Consider the following 12,372-nt stretch of genomic DNA (forward strand, 5'->3'; position numbering starts at 1 on the left):
TGCCGAGAAAGGTGTCATCGCCTCTGAGCTGCGGCATCGCCCAGCTCCACGACCCTGCAGCGGCAGGCTCGGTCCTCGGGGGCGAATCTCATCTTGATGTCGTCGCCGAGTTGTCGTTCGAGGATGGTGATCTGGCGACGCAGGGCGACAATCTCGACATCCTTGTCCCGATCGCTCATCGGCAGCAACCCCAGCGCGACGAAGGCGTTCGTGACGCTGAGGTAGGCGAGGTGAAGGAGCACGGCTGATCACCCTGCTGCGACCAGGAGGCGCTGCTCGCCACGGCGGATGCGTTGGAGGCCGCCGGCTCCCTCTAGCAGTCCGCATGGACCATGGTGCTCGCCGGCGCGACGGCCTCGAACCGCCTACGGAGGCACCGCCTCCCGCGCCGGCTCGATCGCCCGGATCAGTGACGCCGCCCCCGGAACCGCTCCAGAAGACGTCGAGCCTTCTGCTGGTTGCGAGGGTCACGGGCCATTCGTTTCGCCTTTTCCACGTTCGCTCTACCTTTCGGGCCGCGGAGATACGCGCGTACCCGGTCCATGAGTGTGGCCATGCGGGTACCCCTACCCGACGAGCTCCATACAAAGCCGGAAGTGGTCACCAATCCTCGACGCAAGCGTTCACCCTGCCTTTACCGCCAGGTCAGGGCGGAGCTCGGAGTAAAACGCCGTAGCGGTAGGCAGGATGTGTGCTCCGTGCGTCCGAGGTCGCGGCGTCAGGAGGTCCAGTCCAGGTCGCCCTCTGGGGTGACGGTGTGGGGGGAGTCGCGCAGCGGTTCGCCGCTCTCCAGCGCGTCCGCCACGTCCTCGAGGAAGTCCAGGTAGGAAGGCCAGGCCCAGCTGCCCTCGAAGGTCAGGCCCTCCTCGTGGAAGAAGTGGCCGACCCGGCCCTTGCCGTCGAGCACCAGGTTGTCCCCGCCGCCGTCCATGGCGAACGGGATGGCGCTGCCGTGCCACCAGAACCCTTCGGGGTCAACGTACCCTTTGGGCTCCTTGGAGCCCGAGGGCGTCACGTCCTCGGCCACCTCACAGCTGATCTTCCAGTCGTTCACGAGCTCCTTGACCGGGGTCAGGCGGTAGACGAAGAAGAACGATCCCTTGCCGAACTTCGCGCCGTCGTGGCGCAGCAGTGACGCCTTGAGGTCGTCGGGGAAGCGCACGCCCATCCGGGCCTCGGCCTCGGCGATGTCCCTCGGCTTGGCGGGCGGGTTGAGCTCCTTGTACGTGCGCGGCGCGTTCCTGGCCAGCCACCGGTCCAGGCGGGTCCAAGCGGCGTTCACCCGGGCGGTGACCCGGCGATCCGGCCGTCGGATCACGGGCGGACGCCGGCGGGGATGGCAGCCGAGGCTCTCCATCTCGGGTTCGGCTGTCTGGACGGGTCGCGTCGGCGGCGGAACCGGGGGCAGCGGCGCCTCCACGGGGGGTGGCGCCGTCGCCTCGCCGGTGGCGAGGAGCAGCACCATGATCGTGACGAATGTGATCTTGGTACGGCGGGCCGGCCGGTACGGGACGGGCAACGAGGCGATGCCCCGGGCCGCGCGCAGGCCCGACCAGATGGCGACGATGATGAGCAGCGGCGGGCCGTAGAACCAGACGAGCCCGGCCGGGTCGTACTCGTAGAACATCGGCAGCGGGAACCCGCTGCGGAGGCTGTCGAGGATCGTGTCGGCCTCGCTGAAGGCCAGCTCAGTGAGCACGATCGAGAACGCGGCCGTACCGATCCACAGCTGGGCCCGGGCCGAGGGCCGGCGTAGCGCCAGCCAGGCCAGCACCCACAACATGAACGCGACCGGCCAGAAGGAGATGTCGGTGACGTCGTCGACGAAGTGATGGACCGGCGACATGGGAGCATCTGCGGTGGGGACGACGATGTGCGCGCCTGGCGGTTGTGGCGGGAACAACGTGGCGGTGATGATCGTCGCGGGCACCCAGGCGAGATACGTGATCACCGCGATGGGCCACCACGGCCATAGTAAGGAGGGACGCACCGCAGGACGATATCGCGCGAATCCGGCGTGGGCGGCCACGGAATATCTGGCGTCGGAGTCAGGGAGCGGCCTACGGGGTGGCGGTCGCGCCACGGAACGCAGGAGCCGTCTGCCTGTGCGGCGCTCGCGGTGGCGGACGACATCCCTCTAGCATTTCGCTGGTGACCGCCTACGACGATCCCGACGCGTTCGAGTATCTGGACTTCTCGGCCCTGCCGCAGCGCCAGCAGCGGATCCTGGCCGCGATCCGCGACTGGGTGGTCAGGTACGGCTACCCTCCGAGCACCCGCGAGATCGGACGAGCGGCCGGGCTGCGGTCGTCCTCGTCGGTGTCGAAGCACCTGAGGAGCCTGGAGGAGAAGGGGTTCCTCCGCCGGGGCACGACGATGAGCCGGCCGATCGACGTGCGTCTGTTCCTGCGGGCCTCGGCGCCCGAACCGGCCGGCGACCTGGTGACCGTGCCCGTGGTCGGAGACATCGCCGCGGGCACTCCCATCCCGGCCGACGAGCATGTGGACGGCGCGCTGACCCTGCCCCGCGACCTCACCGGGCGTGGCAACGTCTTCGGCCTCCGTGTGCGGGGCGATTCGATGATCGACGCCGCGATCTGCGACGGCGACATCGTCGTGGTGCGGCAGCAGCCTGAGGCGTACTCGGGCCAGATCGTCGCCGCGATGATCGACGGCGAGGCCACCGTCAAGGTGTACCGCCAACGTAACGGGCACGTCTTTCTCGAACCGCGCAATCCCGGCTACGACGTCATCGATGGCGACGGTGCTGTGGTGCTGGGCATCGTGGTCTCGGTCCTGCGCAGCGTCTGAGCACCCTGCGGGGAGTCCATGAAAGATCCGCGGCCGACCGCCCGTCCGCTCGTCTAGGCGCGTGCCCGCGTCGCGGCCTGTCCCTGTCCGCCGAGCAGTTGCTCGTGCAGGGCACGGGCGGTGCGTACGAAGCCGCTCGACCCCTTGCGGGCCGCCACCTCGGCGACCGCCGGGACGGGGCCGCGCGCTCCGCCCCAGCGGGCGGCGTCGATCGCCAAGGTGAGCGCCTGGGTGTGCCCGGCGTGCGGCCGCTCGTCCGGTCCTGGCAGGTAGACGGGCAGCAGTCCGGTCATGATCTCCCACACCTGCCGGTGCGCGCCCTGTCTCGCGCATTCCTCCAGCGCCGGGCGTACGTGGCTCATCTTGGTCACGTCCCTGCGCAGGGACAGCCCGAGCTGCCGCCCGCACTCGACCGCGGGCAGGCAGCCGGCGGCGGCCGCACCTAGGAGCAGCCCCCGGCCGCGCTCGGGCCAGGCGAACATGCCGCGCTCGGTCAGCTGGACGGCGATCAGCAGCGCCATCGCCTCGCCCACCGGCCCGTCCTGGGAGAACAGCGCGGTCACGTACTCGTGGAAGTAGCCGGGCCGATCCCAGGTGTTGAGCAGATGCGGCAGGAGATGCATGGCCACCGCCTCCCGGTCCGAGGGCAGCATCAGCCGCCAGGACTCCATGTAACGGCCGTCGTCTTCGCTCCTCCAGGGTCTCGGGTCGGACAGCAACGCGTCGACCAGCGCCAGCCCCGTCGGCTCGATCCGGATGCGGGGGTGCAGCCGGGGGCTGTGCCCTCCCTGCTGCCGGTCGTGCGTGTAGTCGCCGCCGGCGTGCGACCAGTCCACGCGCAGCTCCGGCTCCGGCCGGTCGGCCAGCCGGCGCGCCAGCGCGGCGCCCGCTTGCGAGGTCAGCTTCCCGGCGCGGTCGATCACCTCCGGGTCCACCTCGCGTGGCAGCCGCAGCAGCGCCTGCCCCAGATCGGCGGGGAGGGCCTGGACGCCGGCCCGCTCGTACCCCTCCAGGCGGGACACCAGCACGGCGGGGTCAAGGTGACCGGAGGTCAGGGTCGGCGTGGCCAGCAGGTACGGCGGCAGCGTCCCGGCCTTCAGCGCGGCGTGGACCTCGGCGCAGCGCACCAACATGGCGTAGTGCGGCGGCGAGACGTGCCGCGGGTCCGGCAGGCGGTCCCGCGGCTTGTCCGCCTCCTTGTCGCGGCCTCTCCAGTGACCCGACGACATGATCGACACGCCCAGGATCTCCGCTTCGAGCGGAGGGCCCTCCTTGAAGCGCTCCAGGTTGCCCAGCGGAACGCCGCGTTCGGTGAGGCCCGCGGCGATGCTCTCCCGCAGCTCGGCGGGCAGCCGGCCGAAGTCCGCCTGGACGTCGCCCTCGGAGGTGCTCACGACGATGACGTGCCTGGCGTACTCGGGAGCACGTTCGGGCTCGGGAAGGGGCGGCTCCTCGCCGGGGTTGGCGGCCTCGCGCAGCAGCGCCTCCGTCCACTCCTCGAGGTGGCACCACTGGCGACGCTCGTAGATCCGGCCCCGGCCGGGGCGCGGCCGCTTGGACGGGTCGCGGACGAAGCCGTCGAGCCATCGCTCGAAGGTGATGCCGTCGCCGACCCGGTCGTAGGCGGCGGTCAGGTCGTCGAGCGCCGGCGGGAACGGCTCGCGGGCGAGCGCCCGGAACGGCGGCAGCGGCGCGGGCTCGAAGTCGTCGGCCGCCTCGGGCTCGGCCGCCACCACGCCGTACGCCTCCGACAGCCGCGCCGCCAGCTCAGCGGGCAGGACGCTCGCCGCCTCGCGCACGGCCTCGGCCCCGGCGGGCGTGAAGCGTCCGGCATGCTTGACGGCCAGGCGCACGGTGCGCTCGCGCACCTCGTACGACTCGCACAGGAATGCCGAGGCGAGCGCAGGGGCCAGTCCGTCGAGGTCGCCGGCCGCGTCGCGGGCGGCCTGGTCCAGCAGGGTCAGCCCGGCGCGCACGAGCTTGCCCTCGGGGCGGAACAGCAGCGCCGACACCGCCTCATCGACCTCCTCGCCGCTCAGCCCGCCCGCGCCGCGCAGTTGCCGCAGCGCCAGCTCGGCCACCGGGCCCGGCGCGGCGGGCAGCAGCCGCAGGTAGTCGCGGGTGCGCTCCTTGCTCGGAGCCGGGGCGAGCATCTCGTGCAGGCGGGCGAAGAAGCGCAGGTCAGTGGCGCTGCCGCCGCGCAGGAACCGGCGTACGCAGCCGTCGATCAGCGGCTCGGGAGCGAACCGGCCGGCCGCGACCGCCTCGCGCAGCGCCCCCAGCCAGGTGCGGCGGCCGGAGTCCCATGAGGGCGGCTCGACATTGTCCTCGCGCAGCTCCCGGCCCACGCCCTCGGCCTCGAACAGCCGCGGCACCAGGTGCTCGGCCAGCGGGTCGTGCTCCAGGATCGGCGGCGGTTGGGACACCCAGGCGGTCGTGAGCGGGGCGTGGTCAGGTGGGACGGCACCGGTGCGGCGCAGCAGCTCCAGGGCCAGCGGGACACTGTCGTCCCTGGCCTGGGCCCGGCTGCCGCGCAGCCGCAGGGCCAGGCGCACGGCGAGGTCGGCCTGCCACTCCGGCGGCCGCGCGGCGATCACCCGCAGCAGCGGCCCAGAGTCGAGCGGCCGCCGCCAGCGGGTGAAGTCGCGACGGTAGAGCCAGGTCGCGACGGCGGCCGCCCCGCCGAGCACGCCCGTGCCGGCGACCCGCATGGGCTCGATCCATTCCTCGCCGTCGCTCCAGACGCCCCGGCGTCGGTCGCGTTCCGCGAACGCCTTCCTGGCGACGCCGATGTGGCCGGGCAACTCGCGGGCCACCTCGCGGCACCCGGCCTCGTCGAGGGCCAGCACCGCATCCGCGACAAGGGCTGGGTCACCGGCGGTGATGGCCGCACGCACGCCCGGCCAGGCTGCGCTCTTGGGGGGTTGAATCGCCATGCCGCACACCGTAGAGATCGACTCCGACAGAACCGGATCACCGGCCGTCGCCCGCACGCGATCAAAAGGCTCAAAACCCTCCCGGGCATAGGTGCCGCGCCTACCGTGAACAGTGCCGATCTCTGGAACTCGCGGGGGGATGGTCCTGTGATGGTCTCAACAGTCGTGGCGGCCGGCTTGGTGATCGCGTTCGCCTGCATCGTCGTCTATATGGTGTGGTCGCTGATCAGCGGCCGGCACTCCCTGCGGAGGGGATCCGGCAACCCCGGCATCCCGTCCCGCAGCGGTTCGGGGATGCCTGGTGACAGTGGCTACGACGGCGGCGGCTTCTCGGGTGGTGACGGGGGTGGAGGGGGAGGCGACTGACGGCCGGCCCGTTTCCGGCTGCGGCGCGAGCTGAGCGGGTGGACGTCAGACACTGGCTCTGACCCCACGGCCTTCGCGTGCATGTACGGACGATGATCGGGTACGCATGTCGTCATGCCGGTTACAGGCCTTGAGGGATGGTTATTGGCGGGTCGGTACAGGTTGCTGGCCGAGCTGGGCCGGGGGGCCATGGGCAGGGTCTGGCGCGCTCATGACGAGCTGCTGGATCGGCAGGTGGCGGTCAAGGAGGTTCGCATCCCGCACCAGCCGGAGCGGGAGCGCGAGGCGCTGCTCAGGCGTACCCTGCGCGAGGCGCGCCTGACCGCGCGGTTGAGCCACCCGCGCATCGCGGCCGTGTACGACGTGGTGGTCGCCGACGAACGGCCGTGGATCGTGCTGCAGCTCGTCCCAGCCCCCAGCCTCGCCCAGGTGATCGCTGACCAGGGGCCGCTGCCCGCGTCCGCGGTCGCCCGAATCGGGCTCGAAATGCTGGACGCCCTGCGCGCCGCCCATGCCGGCGGCATCGTGCACCGCGACATCAAGCCCGCCAACATCCTCATCACCGACAACCGGCACGCCATCCTGACCGACTTCGGGCTGGCCAGCACCCTGGACGACCAGGCGTGCCTCACCCAGGAGGGCACGGTCGTCGGCACACCCGCCTACATCGCCCCCGAACGCGCCCGCGGCGGTCCCGCCACGCCACAAGCCGACCTGTGGTCGCTGGGCGCCACCTTGTACGCGGCCGTCGAGGGCCGTGCCCCGTTCGGGCTCAGCAGTGAGCTGGCCACGCTGTCCGCAGTGCTGACCTCGGACCCGGCGCCGTTCGAGCACGCCGGGCCGCTCGCCCCGATCATCGCCGGACTGCTGGAGAAGGATCCGGACCGGCGTACGGACGCGGCTCGCGCTCACGAGCAACTGTCCACCCTTTGTGAGCGACCGATCCTTCCGATCTCTTTGGACCCTCCGACCGTTGACGATGACGGCGGGCGGACCACCGGCTCGCCCGGCGGCAGTCCCTTCAGGGAACGGGCACCGTACCGGCAGCGCTTTGTCGAGCACTGGCGGCAGGCGGCCGTCGTCGCGGTCCTGATCGTCAGCGTGATCGCGAGCACCTCGTGGTGGCGCGTCGAGCCGGGCGAGCTGTATGCGGCACCCAGGGCCCAGCCCACTCCGCCGCCCACCACGATCGAGCCGGACACCGCGCTGCCGGCCCACCTCGTCTCGGCCCGGCGCCGTGCCGCCAGGAGCGAGCAAGAGCACGCTCGTACGAAATCGCCCATCTCCACTTACACAGCCGGCATCCCGCAGGGACCGGCAAAGAAGATCAAGACGAAGAAGGTCAAGGTGAGGAAGCACGGCTCGAAATGACGGCCACCGCCCGGCGACGCGCTCCGCGGCCGGATACCGAACGGGCGAGGGCGATGTTGCCGCTGGTCGACGGCCGGTGCCCGGCCTGACGCAGCCGCAGGCGGAGGCCGGGCAAGGGCATAGAACGCACCTGTCGGGATAGTGCAACCGGAGGCCGGCCGAACGAGAGAGTCGGTCGGCGAGGTGGAACCTTGGAACCCGACCCGTCGACGAAGACAAGGGGACAAGCAGATGGATCCGATGCGGCAGGAGACCGGTGGCGTCACCGGAACTCAGGACAAGGACTACAACCTGATTTGGTTCGTCGAGCAGTGCCTGAGCAACGTGCTGCGGCTGGAGAACTACATCGCCGACGCCGAACGCGCCGGGGACGGGGAACTGACCGAGTTCTTCCGTCGTGCTCAGGCCGAAAGCCGCAAGGGAGCCGAGCAGGGCAAGGACTTCCTGCGCCGGCGTCTGGCCGGGTGATCGCGGGGCTCCCGACGTCGTCCACTGGGGCGCCGACCCGGGCCCGTGCGGCGGGGCCGAACTCGACGCGATGGCGGGCAAGGCGCCGGCGCCCACTCTCCATCGCGGCTCGACCGCCCACCCCGGTGAACCTTTCCGGCCACAGCGTCAGGACCAAAGGATCTAGCTGCGCGATGGCAGACGCTTGCACATCCGCGTCAGGCCGGCGCAGCGCGGACGCGCATCGCGGTCCAGGCCGGGCCGGTGAAGGCCCGGGGCTTCGCGTTGCTACGACGTAAAGCACTCGGCCGACGGCGTGAGGCGGGCCGACATGTTGCGTTCCATCATGCGCAGTGCCGCTTGGCCCAGATCTTGGTGGATGGCGGCCACGCAGTCGGGCGGAACGGCCAGTGCGTAGTGCCGCACGTACGCGTCCAGCGCGCTGTACAACACGCACTGCTCGGTCACCTGCCCGGTCAGCACGACTGTCTCCACCCGCGCACGCGACAGCAGATATTCCAGAGCGGTGCCGAAGAACGCGCTGTGGCGCACCTTGGGCAGGAACGCGCACCCCGGCGGGGGCAGTATCGGCTCCACCAGGTCCGGCCGCTTGCCCTGCAGTCCTCTCGCCTCGATCCTGTGCCGATCGGCGGCGAAGTCGCCGTAGTTGTCATTGACGTACACCAGCTCGACGTCGTCACGCTCATGGGCCCGCGCGACCAGGTTCGCCAGCGGTTCGATGATCGTCGCCACTTGCCGGCCGAGTTGCTCGGCGTCCTGGTGTTCGTACGGATTGAGCATGTCGATGACGATCAGCGCAAACCTTGCCATAGCTCCTGTCTCTCCAGACGCCCACCGTTTATCCCAGCACAGCGAGGCAGGCGGAAATCTTGCCACGGGCGTCAGCGCCACGCGGCGAGGGAACACGGACGCGGATCCGACGTCGGCCCGCTGCCTCGCGGGAAGGCGCTGAGCCGTTGACCCGGCCCCGCGCCCGTCCAGCACCTGGTCACCAGGTCCACATCCCCACCCGCACGGGCACTCCCGGCGAGGCGTGCACGACAGGAGGTCCCTCCGGGGCGGGCAGTCCTGCGGCCTGCACCAGGTCCTGGTCCAGGTCGATCAGGCGGGCGTGGTGCAACGGCCACGGCGGGTGTTCCACCTGCGCGGCGGCGAGCCGGCCGGCCACGAGGGTGAACAGCCGGTAGCGGGCGGTCAGGAAGTGCGCGAGATCGTCGGGTTCGCCCTCCACCAGGGGCGCACCGGTCTCCGCCTCCACGTCGCACCGCGCCCCGCCCCGCCCTGGCCAGCGTCGGCGGCAGCGGTAGAGGGTGCGCCCGTCCTTGGCGTCGACCGACATGTTCGACCAGAAGTAGGGCAACCAATAGCAGCTACGGCCGCCGAGGGCGGCGGGCAGGAGTCCGGCGTCCAAGGACAGGAACCAGATCCCGCTGCGGCCCCGCTCGTCGCGGACGTACGTCCGCAGGTTGGTCTCCGGGAATTGCGACAACCACGGCAGCGCAGGGGTGCCGGGGACCCGTACCCCTTGCATGAGAAAGGGCGTGAGCCCTACCCAGGCCGTCCCGTCGAAGGATTCGACCGTGAGCCGGTCCGGCACCAGGGCCTGCACGTGGGAGGGCGGATAACGCCAGTGGATGAAGGTCATCTCCGACCACTGGTGGTACATCACCGGCCAGGTGACGCGGGGCGACGGTGGCGCTTGCATCCTGCACCTCTGCCCCTCCAGCGGCACCGGCATTCACCTGCATGGGGCCGGGTCCCTCTCCGGGTTGGGACCCAAGGCTCGGTGGGATGGGAGACAAAAAGCCCCCGCCTCGTCGTGGGGGCCTTCGTTTCGGGCGAAGACGGGAGGGCAGCCGGATCATCATGATGCGCAACCTCATGTACGGCGCGGTCAGCGGCGCGGTGGCCACCGCCGCGATGAGCGTGGTGATGGTCGCGGGACAGCGGGCCGGGTTCATGGCCGACCAGCCTCCGAAGCGCATCGCGCGCGCGGCTTTGCCCGGCCACAAACATCGCCGCAAACCGGGCGAGGGGGTCCTCGGAGCGGTCGCCCATGTCGGCTTCGGCTCCGCCTCCGGCGGACTGTTCGGCCTCATGACTCGAGGCCGGCACACCCCCCTCCCGCTCGGCATCGCGTATGCACTGACGATCTGGATCGGCAGCTACGCCGGGTGGGTGCCACGGCTCGGCATCCTCCCGTCGATCCCACGCGACCAGCCGGGCCGTCAGACGGTGATGGCGGCGGGTCACGTGGTGTACGGCGTCACGCTCGCCTGCGCCATGAATCGGCTGACGTCAGGACGCCAAGGCAGCCGGGATACCGGCGTATAGCCAGGTGCACGATCGGGGCCAGGTCGGCTGAGGTCTGCGGATACGGTGTGCTGGGGATCTTGATGGCCGGGCAGGTTCGTCTGCCCCGCCCGTGCTGGGGGCACTGCGACCCACTATCTCGCGATATGCCATCGGCCGACTGGCCATGCCGGACGCCCCGGTGGCCGCTGTGACATGGCGGGACTTCAGACGTGCCGATGCTGCCGAGGTGGAGAGTCAGCGGTTGAGCGCCAGGCTGTGGACGGGGTGGTCGCCCTCGGTCTGCAGCCGGTACTCGTGGCCGGACTTGGCGCGGTTGTCGTCGATGACGCGCTCGGACGGTGCCTTCTCGCCGCCCATGAGCGCTTCCTGCATCTTCTCGAAGCGTTCGTGGGCTTCCTGCACGTAGCCGGTGCCGAGGGTGGTGTAGTCGATCTGGGTGGCGATCAGGTCGCGCAGGTAGGCCTTGTTCGGTTCGAACGTCACGGGAGCGGGCAGTTCGGGCGCGCACACCTGCTCGGGATCGCGGCCGTCGTGCTTCTTGAACAGCTCGGCGGCCAGGCGCAGATGTTCCAGCTCCATGTTGAGGTGCAACTCCCAGATGTTCTTCACCTTGGGGTCGGACTCGGTCTCCATGAACGAGTGGTAGAGGTAGCACTCGTTGTACTCGTGGTTGAGCAGCATCTCCCACCAGCTCTCGCCCGGGTCGACGAGGGATTCGTAGTGGGTGACGTGCTCTTCTTCGATGAGGCCGATCTCCTGGTAGAGCTGGCGGGCGATGGGCTCCATGTAGGTGGGGCCGACGTTCATGTAGAAGTTCATGGTCTGCTGCTCGGCCGACATGATCGTGAGCGCGTGCAGCTTGGAGATGGGCGCGGTGTTGTTCTTGTCGTACGGCTCGCGCACGTTGTCCACCGGGTCGCGGTGGTGCAGGTACGTCGGCCGTCCGGGCATGACCTCGGTCAGGTTGTCGACGATCTTCTCGGCCTTGCGGTGCTCGATCATCTCGTACAGGTTGGCATACCGGTAGAGGTGGTCGAAGTCCTCCAGCACGCCGAACTCGTACGCCTGGCGCAGGTAGGAGTCCGGCTCCATCCTGGCCACCCAGGCGGTCAGGTCCACCGCGACCTGCTCATAGGCGATCGTTGTCTCCAGCACCGAAGCCAGGCCGGGCAGCAGCCAGTTGACGACCTTCTGCTGCTGGGCCTCGATGTAGCGCACGCGGGCAAGCTGCTGCTTGAGCTCGGTGTCCGGGCAGTGCCGGGCCAGCTGGTGACTGAACAGGATCGACTCGACCTCGATGCCGTTCATGGTGATGATCCTGCACCGGGTGTACGGGTCGGCGTGGTCCGGGTCGATGGGCGCGACGTTCAGCTCTCGCCAGTTGCGTAGCTGCTTGTCCAGCGGGATGCCCCGCTCCCGCAATGGGTTGAAGGTCATGTGCGTGAGCTCCTTAGCGTGGTCGCAGGACGTGCGGCGTGCCCGCCCTACCCGAGGCTTCCCAGCGCAATCTCTGCGCGCTCCCGCTCAAAACTCCAGACTCGGTAAGGATCCTCGGTGGCTTTGTCGTACGCGGGCGTGGCCTGCCTTCTGCCGGATAGGCCACGCCGCGTACTCGAAGGAGGCTCTGCCATGACCGACCAGAAGACCAGGCCGGAGACGATGGGCGAGACGGACGTCATCGACCTGCTGCTGGCCCAGCACGCAATGATCAGAGATCTGTTCGACGAGGTCGAACAGGCGCCGGCCGACAAGCGCGGAGAAGCGTTCACCCGGCTGGTGCGGCTGCTGGCCGTGCACGAGACCGCCGAGGAGGAGATCGTCCACCCCTACGCGCGCCGCAAGATCGACGGCGGCGACGCCGTGGTCGAGGACCGCCTGGAAGAGGAGAACCAGGCCAAACACCTGCTGATGCGGCTGGACGAGGCGGGCCCCGACGCCCCCGACTTCATGAAGAACCTGCTGCTGCTGCGCACAGCGGTGGAGGCGCACGCCCGCAGCGAGGAACGCTACGAGTTCACCCAGCTGCGCGGCCACACCAGCGAGGCCGAACGCCGCAGCATGGCCACCGGGGTCAAGGCCGCCGAGGCGATGGCGCCCACCCACC

Annotated in this window: 12 protein-coding genes; 6 read left to right on the forward strand and 6 right to left on the reverse strand. The window is 70.1% G+C overall.

The genetic code is table 11. The annotated features are described in order from the left end of the window. Positions 1–14: 14 nt before the first annotated feature. The gene (locus ETD86_RS31995; protein ID WP_138670383.1) at positions 15–242 is read right to left on the reverse strand and encodes a hypothetical protein; all 228 of its coding nucleotides are present in this window, start codon (positions 240–242) and stop codon (positions 15–17) included. Between the two features lie 476 nt (positions 243–718). After that, entirely contained in the window at positions 719–1,990 is a 1,272-nt protein-coding gene (locus ETD86_RS32000) for an SMI1/KNR4 family protein (protein ID WP_138670384.1), read from the reverse strand. A 161-nt stretch (positions 1,991–2,151) separates the two neighbouring features. Between ETD86_RS32000 and lexA the strand changes: the two genes are divergently transcribed. Beyond that, positions 2,152–2,811 (forward strand): transcriptional repressor LexA, encoded by a 660-nt coding sequence (gene lexA, locus ETD86_RS32005; protein ID WP_138670385.1) that lies wholly within the window; start codon positions 2,152–2,154, stop codon positions 2,809–2,811. A gap of 53 nt (positions 2,812–2,864) precedes the next feature. Here lexA and ETD86_RS32010 read toward each other — a convergent pair whose 3' ends face one another. Next, positions 2,865–5,747 carry a DUF7824 domain-containing protein gene (locus tag ETD86_RS32010; protein ID WP_138670386.1) on the reverse strand — a complete coding sequence of 961 codons (2,883 nt, stop codon included), beginning with the start codon at positions 5,745–5,747 and terminating at the stop codon, positions 2,865–2,867. A 150-nt stretch (positions 5,748–5,897) separates the two neighbouring features. Here ETD86_RS32010 and ETD86_RS32015 point away from each other — a divergent pair, with 150 nt between their 5' ends. The 3 genes from ETD86_RS32015 (at position 5,898) to ETD86_RS32025 (ending at position 7,952) form a co-directional block, all read left to right on the forward strand. Further along, positions 5,898–6,113, forward strand: coding sequence for a hypothetical protein (locus ETD86_RS32015; RefSeq protein ID WP_138670387.1), 216 nt, complete (start codon positions 5,898–5,900; stop codon positions 6,111–6,113). 144 nt (positions 6,114–6,257) lie between these two features. Next, the gene (locus tag ETD86_RS32020) at positions 6,258–7,484 is read left to right on the forward strand and encodes a serine/threonine-protein kinase (protein WP_170223388.1); all 1,227 of its coding nucleotides are present in this window, start codon (positions 6,258–6,260) and stop codon (positions 7,482–7,484) included. Between the two features lie 231 nt (positions 7,485–7,715). Beyond that, positions 7,716–7,952 carry a hypothetical protein gene (locus ETD86_RS32025; protein WP_246148512.1) on the forward strand — a complete coding sequence of 79 codons (237 nt, stop codon included), beginning with the start codon at positions 7,716–7,718 and terminating at the stop codon, positions 7,950–7,952. Positions 7,953–8,219: 267 nt separating this feature from the next. Here ETD86_RS32025 and ETD86_RS32030 read toward each other — a convergent pair whose 3' ends face one another. Both ETD86_RS32030 and ETD86_RS32035 read right to left on the reverse strand, forming a co-directional pair. Next, positions 8,220–8,762 carry a cysteine hydrolase family protein gene (locus ETD86_RS32030; RefSeq protein ID WP_138670389.1) on the reverse strand — a complete coding sequence of 181 codons (543 nt, stop codon included), beginning with the start codon at positions 8,760–8,762 and terminating at the stop codon, positions 8,220–8,222. 178 nt (positions 8,763–8,940) lie between these two features. After that, positions 8,941–9,657 carry a YqjF family protein gene (locus ETD86_RS32035; protein ID WP_138670390.1) on the reverse strand — a complete coding sequence of 239 codons (717 nt, stop codon included), beginning with the start codon at positions 9,655–9,657 and terminating at the stop codon, positions 8,941–8,943. 161 nt (positions 9,658–9,818) lie between these two features. Between ETD86_RS32035 and ETD86_RS32040 the strand changes: the two genes are divergently transcribed. Further along, positions 9,819–10,286 carry a DUF6789 family protein gene (locus ETD86_RS32040; RefSeq protein ID WP_138670391.1) on the forward strand — a complete coding sequence of 156 codons (468 nt, stop codon included), beginning with the start codon at positions 9,819–9,821 and terminating at the stop codon, positions 10,284–10,286. Between the two features lie 216 nt (positions 10,287–10,502). On the opposite strand, the gene ETD86_RS32045 is transcribed toward ETD86_RS32040, so the two are convergent. After that, a complete protein-coding gene (locus ETD86_RS32045; RefSeq protein WP_138670392.1) occupies positions 10,503–11,705 on the reverse strand; it encodes a hypothetical protein in 1,203 nt (400 codons plus the stop codon). Positions 11,706–11,897: 192 nt separating this feature from the next. Between ETD86_RS32045 and ETD86_RS32050 the strand changes: the two genes are divergently transcribed. After that, a partial coding sequence (locus ETD86_RS32050; protein ID WP_246148514.1) for a hemerythrin domain-containing protein occupies positions 11,898–12,372 on the forward strand: 475 nt, incomplete at its 3' end.

Source organism: Nonomuraea turkmeniaca, assembly GCF_005889735.1.
In the GTDB taxonomy this organism is placed as follows: Bacteria; Actinomycetota; Actinomycetes; order Streptosporangiales; family Streptosporangiaceae; genus Nonomuraea; species Nonomuraea turkmeniaca.

Excerpts from the sequence above, each read along its gene's own strand:
- ETD86_RS32010 (WP_138670386.1), bottom strand. The coding sequence starts at position 5,747 with ATGGCGATTCAACCCCCCAAGAGCGCAGCCTGGCCGGGCGTGCGTGCG.
- ETD86_RS32045 (WP_138670392.1), bottom strand. The coding sequence starts at position 11,705 with ATGACCTTCAACCCATTGCGGGAGCGGGGCATCCCGCTGGACAAGCAG.
- ETD86_RS32015 (WP_138670387.1), top strand. The coding sequence starts at position 5,898 with ATGGTCTCAACAGTCGTGGCGGCCGGCTTGGTGATCGCGTTCGCCTGC.
- ETD86_RS32030 (WP_138670389.1), bottom strand. The coding sequence starts at position 8,762 with ATGGCAAGGTTTGCGCTGATCGTCATCGACATGCTCAATCCGTACGAA.
- ETD86_RS32040 (WP_138670391.1), top strand. The coding sequence starts at position 9,819 with ATGATGCGCAACCTCATGTACGGCGCGGTCAGCGGCGCGGTGGCCACC.
- ETD86_RS32035 (WP_138670390.1), bottom strand. The coding sequence starts at position 9,657 with ATGCAAGCGCCACCGTCGCCCCGCGTCACCTGGCCGGTGATGTACCAC.
- ETD86_RS32025 (WP_246148512.1), top strand. The coding sequence starts at position 7,716 with ATGGATCCGATGCGGCAGGAGACCGGTGGCGTCACCGGAACTCAGGAC.